Source organism: Pseudovibrio sp. SCP20 (genome assembly GCF_057774105.1).
On record NZ_JBYMDH010000005.1, the window covers coordinates 165,069 to 180,689 of the forward strand.

Here is a 15,621-nt window from a genome sequence, read left to right on the forward strand (position 1 = left end):
GCTCCTCTCTTGTTTTTTCGCAAAACTAGACTGGAGCAGCAGCAAACCGCGTTATCCTTTGTTAACGCCTTTCATACTTTTTCCGAATGCGGCTGAGAGAGACCGGAGTGACACCCAGATAGGACGCGATGTAGTGCTGAGGCACCGTTTCAAAGAGCTTGGGATTGGACTTTACCAGCTCCTCATAGCGCTTTTGTGGGCTGAACCTGATCGTGTTGAGAAACAGACGCTGGTAGGATGCCAAACGGCTGATAAGAATATCAAAGGTGAGATTGCGGAACTCTGGATTTTCATCAAGCGCTTTGAAAACGCTTTCTTTTTCAACCACTTGAACAACAGTCGGCACCACCGCTTCAATGCCGAACTCGCTGGCTTCAGCATTTAGGAAGCTCTCAAACGACGCAACCATTTCCCCTTCCATGAAGAAGAACAGGGTGACGTCTTCGCCTTCCTCATCAACGTAATAGAGGCGCAGGCATCCGGCTTCCACGAAGTGCAGTTTCCGGCTCACCTCCCCCTGATCAAGCAGAGAGGCTTTTCGGCCCAACTCAACTCGCGTCACGTCCGGGCGCAGGTACTCCATCAACTTATGCTGCAGCTCTTGCATGTTGGTTCCATTGGTCTTTTCGTAATCGGAATAGTGCTATTCCAACGATGCTTCTCGCAGATTGCCAGTCGTTTGACTCACCACTGGTCTTCATTACCAAAAATTCTACGGTCACCAACTACGTATTTACACTTATTTATGACTGATAGGATTTCCGTCAAAATGTCCGGCGCTGGCGAGTGAAGCAATAGGTGATAGCCAATGGGCCAGCACATGATCGCTATCTTCCTTTGTCGAGGTACAAAAAACAATGGACGACGCTTCTGGTGGTCGACCGTGCACCGGTGAGGTCCTGCAACAGGAGCCTTGCCGATGATAGAGCTTCTTCTTGAGCCAGAGGTTTGGCTAATCTTTCTCACCCTGTTCGGACTAGAGCTGATTTTGGGCGTCGACAACGTCGTGTTCATTTCCGTTCTGTGTGAACGCCTTCCCGTGCATCAACGTGCAATTGCCCGAAACCTTGGTATCGGACTGGCTGTGCTTGCCCGTGTTGGGCTTGTCTTCTCCATCAGCTGGGTGATGTCGCTCACCTACTCGCTGTTTCAGGTCAGCACCGTTGATATCAGTGGTCGAGATCTGATCCTGATCGGCGGTGGTGCCTTTCTGCTGGCCAAGAGCGTGTCGGAGCTGAAGCACCTTCTGCTGGTGACTGAGACCGATCATGCCCCACACCTGGCAAACGGCCTGACAGTTGTATTGCTGCAGATCGTAGCGATGGACGCCGTGTTCTCCATGGACTCAGTGATTACCGCCGTTGGCCTGACCGATGACCTGCCCATCATGGTTGCGGCTATTCTGGCCTCTGCGGTTTTCATGGTGCTGATGGCGGGTGCGATCAACCGGCTGGTGACTAAGCACCCCGGCCTGAAAGCACTGGCCCTGCTGTTCCTGGTTCTGCTTGGCGGCCTGCTGATGGCTGAGGGCTTCGAGATCCACATCAACAAGGGCTATGTCTACTTTGCGATGGCCTTTGGTTTGCTGTTGGAGATCATACACATTCAGCTGAGCAAGAAGATAAAAGCTGCTCAGGAGCGCCGGAAGTCTAACATTCGGTACCTGAACAAACCTTCAAGACCAGGCCGACTGGAAAACAGGCAAGCAAACCGCTTCGGCAGTTTAGCGAACCTATAGGGTTTGATCAGCATTTCTGCATAGGCAGAGCAAATGGAGACCGATACAGAAGGGAGCAACTGCTCTCATCTCAAGAAGAATCGGATCTCTGTCTGTGCTGGAATTACTCGCGATTTGCTTTATCGGACTGCTCGGCGGTGTCGCCGTTGGCGTACAGGCGCCCATGGGCGGCGTTATGGGCCAACGGATTGGCGGCGCGGCGGCCAGTGTTATCATTCACGCAGGCGGCTTGATCGCATCGCTTGCGCTGCTGTTTGTGCGCAAAGGGGAACAGATCAGCGAGTGGCGTACCATCCCGTGGTACATGCTGGCCAGCGGTGTCTTTGGCCTCATCCTCTACCTCACCATCACGCAGACCCTACCTAAGCTGGGCGCGACCTCTGCTGTGCTGCTGATCATCGTCGGGCAATTGCTTGCTGGCATGGTGATTGACCACTTCGGCCTTTTTGACCTGCCCATCCGCTCCATAGATCTCTCCCGCCTGCTCGCCGCAGTCCTGCTCATTGCCGGGGCCTACCTGATGGTGCGCTGAACAAAGGAACATCAGAAATGCAGAAAGTCGTCGTAACAGGAAGTTCTGGCCGCATAGGGAGTGCCATTGCCTCAGCTCTCAGTCCCTCTTACGACATTATCGGCGTAGACCGTATCGCTGGTTCTGCCACGAACTGCATCGCCGACATTTCTGATACCTCCACCATGCAACGCCTCTGCCAAGGTGCTGTCGCGGTGATCCACTCAGCCGCACTGCACGCCCCTCATGTGGGTGTTTTCTCAGAGAACGAGTTTCATCGCATCAACGTTGAAAGCACCGTAGCTCTCGCCAGAGCAGCGCGTGCCGAGGGAGTTGAGCGGTTCATCTTCACCAGCACCACAGCGCTTTATGGATATGCGAGTACGCCCGCAAACGAAGCAGCCTGGATCACCGAGCAGACCGTTCCTCGACCCCGCACAATCTATCACCGCACCAAGCAGGAGGCAGAAGAGCGATTGGCACCTTTAGCCAGCTCTGCCTTCAAGATAAGAGCATTGCGCATGTCACGCTGTTTCACGGAAGAGCCAGCGCTCATGGCGGCTTACAGGCTGTATCGCGGGATCGACAAACGCGATGTCGCCACCGCTCACATGGCAGCTCTCAGTGATGACGGCAAAGACTTTGATCGCTTCATCATCTCCAGCAAAACACCATTTCGCCCCGAGGATACGCAGGAGCTGAAAACCAACGCACCAGCGGTCATCGCCCGCAGAGCGCCAGAGGTTGTGCAGCTGTTTCAGTCTCATGGATGGGCACTGCCCCACTCAATCGACCGTGTCTACGACCCCAGCTATGCCAAGCACGTGCTGGACTGGGAAAGTAAGCACGACAGTTTCGACTTTGCTGCCACACTCAACTCTGCCTGATGAGCTCTCACTCAGACCAGTACCCGCTCAGATCCTTCAGAGAGATGATAGATGCAGCCTTGCTTGCGGGGGAGTTGAAGCAACTCAAGTTGACTAAGGCCCAGATAAAGCCCACGAAGCACGATAGAAGTGATGCCATGCGTGACCACGATGGCTGGGCCGGTCAGCTCCTCCAGAAAATGCTGCACGCGACCTGAGATCGCCTCATAACTCTCCCCTTGCGGGCTGGCGAAATGCCAGAGGCCGCTTTCGAAGTCTTCTCCTACCCGGCTCTTCACTTCCTGCTTGGTCAGCCCTTCCCAATCACCGAAGTTGATTTCCATCAGCCGGTCATCCAGCTTCTTCTCAATGGTAGAATTCAGCGCGATTTCAGAGGTATGCACTGTGCGCAACTGTGGGCTGACATACGCCTTGGTGGGCAACGCATCAATACCTGAAAGCAGCTTGTTTTGCAGCTGTGCCTGCTCCCGACCCAGATCTGTGAGCGGTGAATTCTGGTGCCCCTGAAATTTGCCCGCCACGTTCCATTCTGTCTGGCCGTGACGAAGCACAAAGAGTTCCGGATAGTTTGTCAAAGGATCACCCAGTTCAAATCAAATAGACGAAGCCACGGATTGTGACGGCAACTGCCGGATGTGTCCAGTACAAAGCCAGTAAGCGTAAGCCTTGGGCAAGCCTAACTGCTAGTCTTAACCCATAGGGCTCTAGCTCTATGAAACTTCAATTGATTTTGATTAAAACCTGATATAGCAACTGAAAGCGTGCGTCATACCCGCATGACGAGTACTACGAACAAGCGTGTAAGCAAAAATGACAAGTGACAGTACAGCTCACATCGGCTCAGTAGAGGCAGTCGCCGCCACAGTGGCTATTATCGGTGGCAAGTGGAAGCCAATCCTGCTCTACCATCTCGTAACCGGCTCCAAGCGTTTTTCCGAGTTGAAGAAGCTGATGCCCGGCGCCTCTGACAGAATGCTCACTCGCTCTCTGCGAGAGCTGGAAGAGCACTTCATCGTGCGCCGTGAGGTGTTTGCCGAAGTGCCGGTCCGCGTGGAATATTCGCTGACCAAAGATGGCATGTCGCTCATTCCGGTGCTCAATGCCCTGAGCGATTGGGGCCAGGCCCGCAACGGCAACAGCGATGAAGCCGCAGAGCCGTCCTCCATCTTCGACGCATTGCTTCCAACATTTTCAGGATAACTACATGAAGATTGCTTTTCTGGACCGCAGCACTATTGGACCAACCGTCCAAATCTCCAAACCATCCTTTGAGCATGAATGGGTGGAATACGACAACACCTCCCCTGATGAGGTGCTGGAGCGGCTGCAAGAGGTTCAGATTTGCATCACCAACAAGGTTCCGCTTTCTGCAGATGTGTTGAAGCAATTGCCAGACCTGAAGCTGGTCTGCATTGCTGCGACTGGCTACGACAAGGTAGACATCGCCACTTGTGATGAACTGGGCATCGTTGTTTCCAACGTACGTGGCTATGCGGTCAACACCGTGCCAGAACACGCCTTCGCGCTGATCTTCGCCCTACGCCGCTCACTGGTTGGCTACCGGCAGGACGTGATCAACGGCGAATGGCAAAAGTCCGGTAAGTTCTGCTTCTTCCATCATCCGATCAAAGATCTGGCAGGCTCCCGTCTCGGCATCATCGGCTCTGGCACACTGGGCAAAGGCACAGCACGCATCGGTGAAGCATTGGGCATGGACGTGGTGTTCGCTGATCGCAAAGGCGCTGCTGAAGTTCGTCCGGGCTATACTGATTGGCAAGAGGTCATCACCACCAGCGATGTCATCTCTCTGCACACACCATTAACGCCAGAAACCCGCGGTATGATCTCAGCCGCAGAGTTCGAGGCCATGCAGCAAAAGCCGATCCTGATCAACACCTCTCGTGGTGGTCTGGTGGATGAAGCCGCATTGGTGCAAGCGCTCGACAAACAGCAAATCGCAGCAGCTGGCTTCGACGTTCTGACAACAGAACCACCTCAAGCCGACAACCCGTTGCTCAGCATTCTGGACCGGCCAAACGTGATCGTCACCCCACACGTGGCATGGGCTTCCGAAGAAGCTATGCAGACCCTATGGGATCAGCTGGTCTCTCATATGGAGAACTTCCAGAATGGCAACCCAACCAATGCAGTTGGACACATTGGCAGCTGAGTTCAGCTGGCGGCGATAACAATCCCAACACCGCCGAGTGAGACCAGAATACAGCCTGCGAGTTCGACAGGCGTGATCTTTTCGCGGAAGAACATCCAGGACGCCGCCAGTGTGAAGACCAGTTCAATCTGAGCCAGTGCGCGCACGTAAGCCACCTGTTGCAATGTCATGGCGGTGAACCAACCGATGGACCCTGCAATACCCGCCAATCCTACAAGTCCGGAGAGCTTCCAGTTTCTGATAGCGGCCCGCAACTCTGCCGGACAGCTTACCGTCATCCAGCTGCCCATGACCGCAGTTTGAAATGTCGTCACACACACCAGTGTAAACGCTGCCTGCAGCAAGAAAGACTCAGCTTCAACAGAGAGCGAGGCGGTTCGATAAAACGCTGCTGACGCACCAAAGAACGCTGCAGACGCCAACCCAATCAAGGCCGGTTTGCCAATCAACGTAGACAGAACCACAGAACCTGACGGGCGCTCCTTACCAAAGCTGATGAACAACACTCCGATAATGCCAAGCACAATCGCGCCAATGCCAAGCGGTGTCAGCTGCTCACCCAGCAAGATAAACCCAAACATCGCCGCCTGAACCGGCTCCGTTTTGGAATAGGCCGTACCGACTGCAAAGTTGCGGTAGGAGAACAGGTGCACCAGCAAAAACGTGCCGAAGATTTGCGCCAGACCACCCAAAGCAGCTGCCCAGTAGAAGGCCGTCCCAACAGCCGGAACCGCTTCGCCAGTGAGTTTGAGGATCACCGCCAGATAAAGCACGGCAATCGGAAAGCCGAATCCGAAGCGAATGAAGGTCGCGCCGGTCGTTCCAATTTTGCCTTTCAGATGCTTCTGCAGCGCTGACCGCAGGTTCTGACTAAACGCCGCTGCGATCGTGATCGGAATCCAAAGTTCCATTTTGATAAATCCTCAACTCCACTCCCCAAGCATAGAGGAGACCGGCCTATACTCTCCATAGGTTTCTTGAAGCTGAACAGTTCACGAACTCATGTTCTATTGAGCAAAATAGAACAATTTTTCCGATCACATTTGAGTGTTTAACACAGGTCGCGGCAAATAAAGATAGATTTTACTTTCTAAATATGTTCCATTGCAATGCGGGGGGATATTGTAATGAAACTGATCGTATTGGCCTTCTCGAACTTCATCGCATCCATCGCAATGGGTATCGCGCTAACCATTGTGCCTTGGGAACTTTCGGAGTCTCTTGGGGGTGAGCGTGTCCTTGCTTTCACCGCGACGTATGCCACTGCGATCCTCATCGTTCTCGCCCCCATCTCCGGCAGGATAGTCGACAGATTCTCGCGTCGCTCCACGTTGATGATGTGCATTGTGGGGATGGCTTTGGTTCTTCAGATTTCCTCAATCACCTATGGCAATGCGTTTCTGAAGATCGCTAGTCTGAGCGTGTTCTACTTCGCGTCTCAGGTCTTCTTCCTGTTCTTTTACAACGCGCTGTCTGCCTTCATTCAGGAGGTGTTCAATGAACAGGAACGCGGCAAGGTGAATGGCTGGATGCAGGTGGAAATGCAGGCCTCCACATTCGTGGTGGGCCTTCTGATGATCTACGCCGTAAAGAACAGCGACTTCCAGTTCCTGCTGCAACTGAACAGCGGCCTGCTGGTGATATCTGCACTGATGTTCTGCTTCATTCCCTACAAGAAACAGGAAAGGCCAGCTCGTGCACGAGTCTCACGTCGTGTGTTCCGAACGATCCTGAAGCGGAAAGATCTTGTTCTGCTTGGCGTCTGTGCCAACATCTCGTTTGTGTCTGTCATGATGCTCAATGTCGTGCATCCGATCTATCTGAACGGCGTACTCAAACTGGATGTTTCTGCACTTGCACAGCTTTCCATTTCTTATGGCTTGGGAGCCGCCCTCTCCGGCTTTCTCATCAGCCGGTTTGTCTCAACTCAATCTGCGTTAACAATTATGCGAGCGTGTTTGAGCGTCTTTACAGCCACGCTACTCACCATCAGTCTGCTTCCAACCTTCACGACCATCTTCATTGGCGCTGCCCTGCTTGGCGCAGCAGGTTCCGCTATCCGCGTTGCCTTCAACACCTATGTGATGAGCATGGTTGAGAAGGACATTTTTGGCAGTTATCTCTCTGTCATCAGCTCCCTGACGTATATCCAGCGCACCCTGTTTGGTTTCCTGCTCTCCATGCTGATCGTTGGTTTCCCAGCCTCAAACTATTACTGGTTTGTTTTCGCGATCGGATGCTTTGGGCTCATTTTGTTACAAGTACATGCCGTGCTAGCCTCCACGCAAAAGCTGGAGCTGAGTGAGGTGTGAGCTATCCCCTCACTCAACTGGTGTTGCCTCGAAAACCGCAAGCTTTTCCTGAATGCTTTGTTTGATATCATCCGGAGCAAAGCTTGCGTCGAGAGCCATTCGCGAACTTGTAAGTAGGTCTTGTTCAGTCCAGTCGAAGGTGCGTGCAACGCGCTCATATTCTTCCGTCAGGGATACACCCGTCGTGGCGCGAGCATCTGTGTTGAGGCTGAACTTCACACCAGCTTGTTTCAACTGCACCAGACTGTGGGCTTTCAGTTCTGAGAAAATATCCGTCTGAATATTACAAGTCGGGCAGACTTCCAGATGTATGCTATCTTTCACCACCCTCTCCAGCACGCGTGGGTCTTCCACTGAACGCACGCCGTGGCCGATACGGCTGACTCCGAGATTCTCCAGTGTCTCCAAAACGCTGCCAGCACCGCGCGCTTCACCAGCATGGGCGATGGTGTTGAGGCCAAGCGTGTTGGCTCGTCGGAACGCAGCAATGTGCTCATCTAATGGAAAGTTGGCTTCATCAGCTGCCAGATCCAACGCGACAACACCTTGCGTTTGATAGCGGGCGACAAGATCTGCCACCTCATAGCTTTGCTCTTTGCTGAAATGGCGCAGCGTGCACAGGATCAGTCGGCAATAGATGCCCTCCCGCTCACTGCTCTCAAACATCTGAGCAAGTAAGGTTTCCACCACCTCTTCAGGCCGCAGACCATTTCGAGTGTGCAGGTGTGGGGCGAAGCGGATCTCTGCATAAAGCACGTTGTCTGCTGCAAGTTGGCGGATCAAACCATCCGCACTCACCTGCAATGCCAGTCTGGTTTGCATCAGTGCCAAAGCTGGATCGACACACTGCAGAAACTGCACCAGATCCTTGCACTTTTCAGGCGCAACAAATGTTTCTTTATACTCAGTAAGGCTCATGCCCGGCCGCAAGAGTGAGGCGGTCTTGAAGTCGAGACTGCAATCGATATGCGTGTGCAACTCCACCTTCGGCATTGAATGCAACGTGTTTGTCATTTCAAAGCCTCCTGCAGCATTTGCCAGAAAATGGTTCTGTCAGCGGTCAACGCTACTTGCGTCGTTTTTGGCTCATCATTGCAATGCCTGTCTTTGAGGATCGTCAGGCCACGCGACGGGCCCTCCCCACACACAACGTTGACAGCGTAAGGCCTCACCTCAGTAATCACAGAAGAGTTCAATGCCGCTGCCATGGTGATCGGGTCCGGCAAATCAAACCCATCAACGCCCGAGGTTGAGCTACAGAACTCGCGCAATACTTTTTGTGAGTTCACAGAGACCTTTGCTTTGGAGGTTCCGATAGCCAGCAGTTCCTCAGCATCAGTGTTTGAGATCCCAGCGTACTTGCGGGAGATGTCCCACCCCACCATCACTTTGGGAATAGCAGAGCGAAAGACTACATCCGCCGCTTCAGGATCAGCCCAGATGTTGAACTCAGAAACCGGCGTCACGTTGCCATAGCAATCACTGGTGCCGCCCATGATCGTCATTTTGGCGATATTGCTGGCAAAGTTTGGGTCTAGTTTCAACGCCAAAGCAATGTTGGTAAGCGGGCCAAGAGTGACCACCTCCAACTCCCCTTTATGTTGGCGCGCAGCTTCCACCAAAGCGACGGCTGCTGGGATGCCGGAAAGGTCGGCGCTGCCTAAATCCAGCCCGATATCCCCCATGCCATCCTCACCATGGATATGCTGCGCCGTTTCCAGCGTGCGGCACAACGGGCTTGCAGCGCCCTCGTGGATCAGAGTCTCAAACTCACAAAGCCGGGCAGTGTAAGCAGCATTGCGAGAAGACAGATGCACCGGCACGTTGCCAGCCACAGTACTGATACCGGCCACCCGTTCTGGCGCCAGCGACAGGGCAATCATCAGCGCAACAGCATCATCAGATGCTGTATCCGTGTCGATCCAGAGCTTATTCAAATTCGCCTCCTACTCTTTATGAGTTGAGTATTAGGCTGCTATAATATGCCTGATAATCGATTTTTTAGGATTCTGACTTGAGCAATAGGAAAGTCAATTTACTTGGACGCCTGCCCTCTCTCCGTGCATTTGAAGCAACGGTCAGGTGCGGAAACATAGCTGCGGCAGCCGATGAGCTGTGCGTGACAGAGGGTGCCGTCAGCAAACACATCAAGGCGCTGGAAGCCGAGCTGGGCGCAAAACTGTTCACCCGTGTTGCTCGCAGAAACGTGCCAACTCCAGCCGGAGAAAAGCTGTTTCAGGAAACCCGAAGTGCATTCGCGCTGTTACGTCAGGCGGAGCAGAGCATTTCTCATGATCTTTCAAGCAAACCCTTCGTTCTGGCGGCTCCGTCCACCAGCTTGCTGCGCGTGATCATTCCAAACGCACACCTCATTCAGGAGGTACTCGGCGACAGGCCATTACAGTTTGTAGCCGACGATACCCACCGTGGCGCAGTGGACGCCTCTTACTCCCTCAGCCTACGAGTTGAAGAGCTGCCGGATGTACCAAATACAGTCTTCAAATTGGCCGATGAAGAGTTTGGATTGATAATCTCTCCACTGTTGCTTTCATTAGACAGCCCGAACCCTGCCGCAACGCTCACCAATTACAATCGCCTGATCCCTAAGGACCGCCCTCATATCTGGGAAAACTGGGTAGCTGAAAGCGGCTCGACGCTCACACCCGCGGCCAACACTACGTATTTCGACGAGATGTACCTCGTCCTTCAGGGTGCAGAAGCTGGCCTTGGTCCAACCATTGCCCCGCGCCCTCTTGTGACAGAAGCCATAAAAAACCACCGCCTCTGGGCACCCTTCGGCTTCCAAAAACGCAAAGGTACTTACTTCACCATCGCCCCACTGGAAACGGACCTAGACCCGGACTTCCAACGTGTCAGTGAGGTGCTGAAGGGGATGTTTGCGCAAGGCTAACGCCTTCGCCTACTCCCCACGTGGGAAGCGCTGTGTTTCTTCCAGTATGTTCAGGTCCATGTGGTTGCGCATGTAGCGTTCGGAGGCTTTTTGGAGGGGTTGGTAGTCCCAAGGGTAGTAGCCACCTTCGCGCAGAGCTTCATAGACCACCCATCGGCGGGCCTGACTGGCGCGGACGTCGGCATCGAAGCGTTCCAGATCCCAGCGCTCTGCGATCTTCTTTCGGAGTGCTTCTGCAATCTCTTGGTATTCGGGATCTTGTGCCAGATTGTGCAGTTCGTGCGGGTCGGATTCCAGATCAAACAACAGGTCTTCATCCAGCAAGCATTTGTTGAACTTCCAGCGGCCTTCGCGCAGAGAAACCATGGGCGCATAAGACGCTTCAGCCGCGTACTCCATGGCTACAGGAGAGGTCCGCTGTCTCCCATGGCCGAGCCCAACCAGAGTTTCTCCAGTCGTCCACGGCATCACCTCCACCATGCTGATCCCTGCCAGATCACAAAGGGTCGGGCATACATCGATGTTGCTAACAGGCGTGGAGATCAGGCCCGGCTGCATCTGAGGTGCGCTGATCATCAAGGGCACACGGGATGAGCCTTCAAAGAAGGACATTTTGAACCACAACCCACGCTCACCCAGCATGTCACCATGGTCAGAGACAAACAGAATGATTGCCTCCTGCCGCGTGCTTTCCAACGCGGTCATCAACTCACCGATCTTGTCATCAATATAGGAGATGTTGGCGAAGTAAGCCCGGCGTGACCGGCGAATGTCTTCCTCAGTTATGTCATAGGATCGCCAGTCGTTGGCATCGAAGATCCGCTTTGAATGGCTGTCATGCTCTTCATAGGACATGGCCGGAACCTGCGGCAACAGATGCTCACAGTCCTCATAGAGATCCCAATACTTCTTGCGCGCTACATATGGATCATGCGGATGCGTGAAGGAGACGGTCAGGCACCAAGGCCGCTCGTCCTTGCCTCGGGCCAGATCATAGACCTTACGCCTAGCGTGATAGGCGACCTCATCGTCATACTCCAGCTGATTGGTAATCTCGGCGACACCTGAGCCTGTCACCGATCCCATGTTGTGATACCACCAATCAATCCGCTCACCTGGCTTGCGATAGTCCGGCGTCCAGCCGAAGTCAGGCGGATAGACATCAGTGGTCAGCCGCTCCTCAAACCCGTGCAGCTGGTCCGGCCCGACAAAGTGCATCTTACCTGCCAAACAGGTCTGGTATCCGGCACGGCGTAAGTGATGCGCATAGGTTGGCAAGGATGAGACAAACTCAGCCGCATTGTCATAAACGCCGGTCGCACTCGGCAACTGTCCAGACATGAACGATGCTCGTCCCGGCGCACAAAGTGGAGAAGCAGTGTAAGCGTTCCTGAAGCGGGTTGAGCGCGCCGCCAGCTTTCTGAGGTTCGGCGTGTGAAGCCACTCGGCAGGGCCATCTGGAAACAGGGTTCCATTCAACTGGTCCACCATGAAGATCAGGATATTCGGTTTGCTCATAAGATTCCGGCTGCATTGCTGAGAAAGATTGCCGGCACACTTAAACCCATGCGCTCTTATTGCATCACACACTCTTTGAGCTGCGACGAGAACTGGTAATAGGCCTGATCAGGGAGCGTTTCGTCAAGTTGGGTATCAGGAGGAGTGGGAGAGCTTTGTCTGGAGCAAAACAGTTGCCGCCTCTTCACGCAAGCTCACCATAATCGGCTCCTGTGAGTTTCACAGAGATATCCCAGAGCTTTTGCATCACTACTTCATCTTCAGAGTATGGAAGTTTCCTCACAAGTCCGGGAGGTCCCTTCATCTCATTAAATTTCTGCGGTCCATAATAGTCGCCACCCTGAGCAGAAGGTGAAAGAGCTGCCATAAGCTGAGGCTGCACACCGCTGGAAACCCGATGGGAAATCACAGGCATCACGAGATGCTTTATGAAGAAATAGAGCAACTTGGGAATATGCCGCACAAGATCCGTGCCCGAAGTTGCCCCCGGATGTGCGGCAACTGAAAGTATTTTCTTCCCTGCCTTTTTAAAGGGGTGATCAAGTTCATTAGCAAACATGAGGCATGCCAGCTTGCTTTGCTGGTAAGCTTCTGAGCTGGAGTAGCGTTTTTCCCATTGCAGATCTTCAAAGAAGATCCTTTTCTGTCCCTGCCGGTGCCCCATACTGCTGAGAGAGACAACTCTGGATTCCGGAGTGCCCGGCATAAGATCCAACAGTAATGACACCAGTAGAAAATGGCCGAAATAGTTTGCTGCCATCTGGCTTTCGAAGCCATCAACTGTTTTAGAATATGGCGGAACCATAATGCCCGCATTGTTCACCAGATAATCCAGCTTAGAGTACTTTGAGCGATAGACCTGCGCAAACTTCCTTACTGACGCAAGATCAGACAGATCGAGCTGCAAGAATTCCAGATCTGCATTTGGCACGATCGCAAAGAGCTTGGCTCGGGCCGTATGGGCTTTCTCTGCACTCCGGCAGGCCATGATGACTTTGATGTCCTTTTGCAGGAACCTGAGCGTGTTTTCAAAACCCAAGCCAGCATTAGCCCCGGTTATGATGGCAATCTTGCCCTTTTGAGAAGGGACGTCAGCAAGCGAAAAACTCATGAGCTGTTACTCCTAATCAAAGATCATTCTGGAAAGTGGAAGGCACCAAACTTGTTTCCATCCAGATCTCTAAAGTAAGCACGAAACCCGCCAGCAGCCCTTTCGGCAGGCTGTCCCTCGTCATGAGCTCCCAACTCCAATGCTTTTGAGTATATGAGCCGCACCTTCTCAATGTCGTCGAGCAACAATGCCAGCATATTGCCATTGCCCGGATTTGCCGGTTCGCCGTCATATGTTTTTGTAAGGATGAATTCGGGGAGATCCGATGAGATGCTCCATGCAACGTATCTATCAGCCTCTGCAACTCGTTTGCCGCCGACTGTGCCAAGCACCTCATCATAAAATGAGGCAGACTGCTCAAGGTTGTTGGTACCCAAATAACCAATCATTCTTATTGCCCAATACTTTGAAAACACATCAGCAGAGTGCGCGCATTTAAGCCGTTAGAGACTTACATATGTGTTCAGCCACCTGATCTTAGCGCACTCACTCTCAGTGGGTTATGCAGACAAATTTCAAAGATGTAGAGGCATGCTGCTCAGATTTGCGAGATCAGGCAAACCTGTTGCGAGATAAATAATAATACTAAACTCACCGCGAGATAAACTCTGGCAACACAGCTTCAGTCAGCCACACGCCATTATCAGACTGGAAAAACTCGATACCTTTTTGGTGCATTTGCTCTGCATTTATGATCAGAACAATAGGCTTACCATGTCGTTGGCCAACCTTGGTGGCGGTTTCCGTATCTTGGGAAAGATGTACGTGATGACGGGCCTGCGGTTTTAAACCTTGCTCGGAAATAGCAGACCAGTTTCGCTCCGTAGTGCCGTGATAAAGAATTGCTGGTGGAGCAACTGGTTTCAGTTTCAAATCAACCTGAACTGAGTGCCCCTGATTGGCGCGAATACGGGTTTTGTCATCAGACAACTTAAAGCGCTGCTTATCGCTTTCAATCACGATCTGCTCAATCACTTCAGGTGTCAGGTCAACTTGAGGCCTGGCCTTTTCTATGAGTTCAGCAACACTGGCCCAACCTTCAGGATCCAGCTGCAGTCCAATTTCCTGCGGTTTGTGTCTCAACACAAAACTAAGGAACTTGCTGATCTCGGTGCTCTTGTTTTTCTTATTCTTCGACATGGCTCTATAACTTCATGCTGGCAATAAATATGAGGTAATGGCTGCAAGCTAACCCAACACCGTTTGTTTTCCAAGCCACTCAACTTTCCGGTCTTTTTCTCATGTTCAGTCCATGCTATTGCCATAGTCCTCTGACTAATCAGCGCTATTCATTGTTTGAGAGTTGAACGACTGCTGCATGCCGTTTCGTCTTGTGTCATTGCTGAGAACTGCCCTGCTCACGTGCATCACTTTGATGCTCGTGTTTTCAGTCATGGGCCGCTCAACACCGTCGCATGATATGAATGCATTGGCACAGACAACCTATCAGCAACATATGATGGCAGACGCGCATGATCAGGATGCGGATCATAGCCACGATATGTTGGAGGATGATCTGCAAATCTCTGGGCACCTGCACGGACATAATTCCGCAGATCACTCTCATGAAGCACCCGCTGAACCTGTCTCCACACGCCTGGTTATCACCGCTGAAGTAGGCACGCATTCTGCTCTGCCCATCAAAAGCCTGCGGTTTGATCTTGCTTCCCGGCTGGAGCGCCCTCCCCGTCCTTTCCTTCTGTAGCACCAATCCCATAAACTACAGTTGGATATTCCATGAACTTACATCTTCAGCGCGCAGGCGCTGAGCGGTGGACGTTTACGCGTCTTCTGCTGCTTTCCTGCATTCTTCTGCTGACATTCACATTGCCTGCGGCGGCCCACGGCATTGCGACCGGTGACAAGGGCTACATTCAAGAGATCTCTGGGATCAACATCATCCCCTTCATGTATCTTGGGGCCAAGCATATGGTCACGGGGTACGATCACATCCTGTTCCTGCTCGGGATCGTGTTCTTCCTCTACAAGACCAAGGACATCGGTATTTATGTGAGCCTGTTCGCGATCGGCCACTCCACAACGATGCTGCTCGGGGTCTACTTCAACATCGGCATCAACGCCTACATCATCGACGCGATCATCGGCTTCTCGGTGGTTTATAAGGCACTCGATAACATGGGGGCTTATCGGGTCTGGTTTAAGTATCAACCGAACACCCGCCTCACCACGCTAATCTTTGGGTTCTTTCATGGCTTTGGCCTGTCCACCAAGATCCTCGAGTATGAGATCTCGCCGGATGGACTGGTGCCAAACCTTCTGGCCTTCAATGTGGGCGTTGAACTGGGGCAGTTGCTGGCGCTGAGCGGCATTCTCATTGTTATGGGCTATTGGCGGCGCACGCAGACTTTCTGGCGCTACGCCTATTCTCTGAACACCACCATGATGACAGCAGGCTTTGCGCTGGTTGGATACCAGCTCACGGGCCTCATCCTATCTTTTTAA

The 15,621-nt window shown here is 52.8% G+C and carries 18 protein-coding genes; 9 read left to right on the forward strand and 9 right to left on the reverse strand.

The features are described 5' to 3' along the window. Positions 1-61 precede the first annotated feature (61 nt). On the reverse strand, positions 62-607 hold the full coding sequence (locus tag AC3CB2_RS18945) for a Crp/Fnr family transcriptional regulator (RefSeq protein ID WP_352935733.1): 546 nt from the start codon (positions 605-607) through the stop codon (positions 62-64). A 312-nt stretch (positions 608-919) separates the two neighbouring features. Between AC3CB2_RS18945 and AC3CB2_RS18950 the strand changes: the two genes are divergently transcribed. The 3 genes from AC3CB2_RS18950 (at position 920) to AC3CB2_RS18960 (ending at position 3,136) form a co-directional block, all read left to right on the forward strand. Next, the gene (locus tag AC3CB2_RS18950; protein WP_054783753.1) at positions 920-1,738 is read left to right on the forward strand and encodes a TerC family protein; all 819 of its coding nucleotides are present in this window, start codon (positions 920-922) and stop codon (positions 1,736-1,738) included. Positions 1,739-1,832: 94 nt separating this feature from the next. Continuing rightward, positions 1,833-2,270 carry a DMT family transporter gene (locus AC3CB2_RS18955; RefSeq protein WP_352935729.1) on the forward strand — a complete coding sequence of 146 codons (438 nt, stop codon included), beginning with the start codon at positions 1,833-1,835 and terminating at the stop codon, positions 2,268-2,270. A 17-nt stretch (positions 2,271-2,287) separates the two neighbouring features. Next, entirely contained in the window at positions 2,288-3,136 is an 849-nt protein-coding gene (locus tag AC3CB2_RS18960; protein ID WP_352935726.1) for an NAD-dependent epimerase/dehydratase family protein, read from the forward strand. An 11-nt stretch (positions 3,137-3,147) separates the two neighbouring features. Here the strand turns inward: AC3CB2_RS18960 and AC3CB2_RS18965 are convergent, their stop codons facing one another. Continuing rightward, positions 3,148-3,711 (reverse strand): histidine phosphatase family protein, encoded by a 564-nt coding sequence (locus AC3CB2_RS18965; RefSeq protein ID WP_352935723.1) that lies wholly within the window; start codon positions 3,709-3,711, stop codon positions 3,148-3,150. Between the two features lie 235 nt (positions 3,712-3,946). Between AC3CB2_RS18965 and AC3CB2_RS18970 the strand changes: the two genes are divergently transcribed. Together AC3CB2_RS18970 and AC3CB2_RS18975 are read left to right on the forward strand one after the other, a co-directional pair. Next, positions 3,947-4,336 carry a winged helix-turn-helix transcriptional regulator gene (locus AC3CB2_RS18970; protein ID WP_014284797.1) on the forward strand — a complete coding sequence of 130 codons (390 nt, stop codon included), beginning with the start codon at positions 3,947-3,949 and terminating at the stop codon, positions 4,334-4,336. Positions 4,337-4,340: 4 nt separating this feature from the next. Further along, positions 4,341-5,306, forward strand: a complete 966-nt coding sequence (locus AC3CB2_RS18975; protein WP_352935721.1) for a D-2-hydroxyacid dehydrogenase — start codon at positions 4,341-4,343, stop codon at positions 5,304-5,306. A gap of 2 nt (positions 5,307-5,308) precedes the next feature. Here AC3CB2_RS18975 and AC3CB2_RS18980 read toward each other — a convergent pair whose 3' ends face one another. Then, on the reverse strand, positions 5,309-6,217 hold the full coding sequence (locus AC3CB2_RS18980; RefSeq protein ID WP_352935719.1) for an EamA family transporter: 909 nt from the start codon (positions 6,215-6,217) through the stop codon (positions 5,309-5,311). A gap of 216 nt (positions 6,218-6,433) precedes the next feature. Between AC3CB2_RS18980 and AC3CB2_RS18985 the strand changes: the two genes are divergently transcribed. Then, positions 6,434-7,618 carry an MFS transporter gene (locus tag AC3CB2_RS18985; protein ID WP_352935716.1) on the forward strand — a complete coding sequence of 395 codons (1,185 nt, stop codon included), beginning with the start codon at positions 6,434-6,436 and terminating at the stop codon, positions 7,616-7,618. 9 nt (positions 7,619-7,627) lie between these two features. Here AC3CB2_RS18985 and add read toward each other — a convergent pair whose 3' ends face one another. Both add and AC3CB2_RS18995 read right to left on the reverse strand, forming a co-directional pair. Next, positions 7,628-8,632, reverse strand: coding sequence for an adenosine deaminase (gene add / locus AC3CB2_RS18990; protein ID WP_352935714.1), 1,005 nt, complete (start codon positions 8,630-8,632; stop codon positions 7,628-7,630). Further along, the gene (locus tag AC3CB2_RS18995) at positions 8,629-9,555 is read right to left on the reverse strand and encodes a nucleoside hydrolase (RefSeq protein ID WP_352935712.1); all 927 of its coding nucleotides are present in this window, start codon (positions 9,553-9,555) and stop codon (positions 8,629-8,631) included. The genes add and AC3CB2_RS18995 overlap by 4 nt, the downstream gene beginning before the upstream one ends. Positions 9,556-9,632: 77 nt before the next feature. Between AC3CB2_RS18995 and AC3CB2_RS19000 the strand changes: the two genes are divergently transcribed. After that, positions 9,633-10,529: a LysR family transcriptional regulator gene (locus AC3CB2_RS19000; protein WP_352935710.1), complete on the forward strand. Its 897-nt coding sequence runs from the start codon at positions 9,633-9,635 to the stop codon at positions 10,527-10,529. 9 nt (positions 10,530-10,538) lie between these two features. Here the strand turns inward: AC3CB2_RS19000 and betC are convergent, their stop codons facing one another. The 4 genes from betC to AC3CB2_RS19020 all read right to left on the reverse strand — a co-directional run bounded on the left by betC (position 10,539) and on the right by AC3CB2_RS19020 (position 14,298). Continuing rightward, on the reverse strand, positions 10,539-12,047 hold the full coding sequence (betC, locus tag AC3CB2_RS19005) for a choline-sulfatase (protein ID WP_352935708.1): 1,509 nt from the start codon (positions 12,045-12,047) through the stop codon (positions 10,539-10,541). Positions 12,048-12,231: 184 nt separating this feature from the next. Continuing rightward, a complete protein-coding gene (locus AC3CB2_RS19010; protein WP_352935706.1) occupies positions 12,232-13,158 on the reverse strand; it encodes an oxidoreductase in 927 nt (308 codons plus the stop codon). Positions 13,159-13,181: 23 nt separating this feature from the next. Next, on the reverse strand, positions 13,182-13,547 hold the full coding sequence (locus tag AC3CB2_RS19015) for a VOC family protein (RefSeq protein WP_352935704.1): 366 nt from the start codon (positions 13,545-13,547) through the stop codon (positions 13,182-13,184). 202 nt (positions 13,548-13,749) lie between these two features. Beyond that, the gene (locus AC3CB2_RS19020) at positions 13,750-14,298 is read right to left on the reverse strand and encodes an RNA 2'-phosphotransferase (protein WP_352935702.1); all 549 of its coding nucleotides are present in this window, start codon (positions 14,296-14,298) and stop codon (positions 13,750-13,752) included. A gap of 178 nt (positions 14,299-14,476) precedes the next feature. On the opposite strand from AC3CB2_RS19020, the gene AC3CB2_RS19025 reads away from it, so the two are divergent. Next, on the forward strand, positions 14,477-14,863 hold the full coding sequence (locus AC3CB2_RS19025; protein ID WP_352935699.1) for a hypothetical protein: 387 nt from the start codon (positions 14,477-14,479) through the stop codon (positions 14,861-14,863). A 32-nt stretch (positions 14,864-14,895) separates the two neighbouring features. Next, positions 14,896-15,621 (forward strand): HupE/UreJ family protein, encoded by a 726-nt coding sequence (locus tag AC3CB2_RS19030; protein WP_352935696.1) that lies wholly within the window; start codon positions 14,896-14,898, stop codon positions 15,619-15,621.

What these genes read in the sequence shown, in the direction of transcription:
- AC3CB2_RS19010 (WP_352935706.1), bottom strand. Translation starts at nt 13,158, where the DNA reads ATGAGTTTTTCGCTTGCTGACGTCCCTTCTCAAAAGGGCAAGATTGCC.
- AC3CB2_RS19025 (WP_352935699.1), top strand. Translation starts at nt 14,477, where the DNA reads ATGCCGTTTCGTCTTGTGTCATTGCTGAGAACTGCCCTGCTCACGTGC.
- AC3CB2_RS18980 (WP_352935719.1), bottom strand. Translation starts at nt 6,217, where the DNA reads ATGGAACTTTGGATTCCGATCACGATCGCAGCGGCGTTTAGTCAGAAC.
- AC3CB2_RS18970 (WP_014284797.1), top strand. Translation starts at nt 3,947, where the DNA reads ATGACAAGTGACAGTACAGCTCACATCGGCTCAGTAGAGGCAGTCGCC.
- add (WP_352935714.1), bottom strand. Translation starts at nt 8,632, where the DNA reads ATGACAAACACGTTGCATTCAATGCCGAAGGTGGAGTTGCACACGCAT.
- AC3CB2_RS18985 (WP_352935716.1), top strand. Translation starts at nt 6,434, where the DNA reads ATGAAACTGATCGTATTGGCCTTCTCGAACTTCATCGCATCCATCGCA.
- AC3CB2_RS18975 (WP_352935721.1), top strand. Translation starts at nt 4,341, where the DNA reads ATGAAGATTGCTTTTCTGGACCGCAGCACTATTGGACCAACCGTCCAA.
- betC (WP_352935708.1), bottom strand. Translation starts at nt 12,047, where the DNA reads ATGAGCAAACCGAATATCCTGATCTTCATGGTGGACCAGTTGAATGGA.
- AC3CB2_RS19030 (WP_352935696.1), top strand. Translation starts at nt 14,896, where the DNA reads ATGAACTTACATCTTCAGCGCGCAGGCGCTGAGCGGTGGACGTTTACG.
- AC3CB2_RS19020 (WP_352935702.1), bottom strand. Translation starts at nt 14,298, where the DNA reads ATGTCGAAGAATAAGAAAAACAAGAGCACCGAGATCAGCAAGTTCCTT.
- AC3CB2_RS18945 (WP_352935733.1), bottom strand. Translation starts at nt 607, where the DNA reads ATGCAAGAGCTGCAGCATAAGTTGATGGAGTACCTGCGCCCGGACGTG.
- AC3CB2_RS18950 (WP_054783753.1), top strand. Translation starts at nt 920, where the DNA reads ATGATAGAGCTTCTTCTTGAGCCAGAGGTTTGGCTAATCTTTCTCACC.
- AC3CB2_RS19015 (WP_352935704.1), bottom strand. Translation starts at nt 13,547, where the DNA reads ATGATTGGTTATTTGGGTACCAACAACCTTGAGCAGTCTGCCTCATTT.
- AC3CB2_RS18960 (WP_352935726.1), top strand. Translation starts at nt 2,288, where the DNA reads ATGCAGAAAGTCGTCGTAACAGGAAGTTCTGGCCGCATAGGGAGTGCC.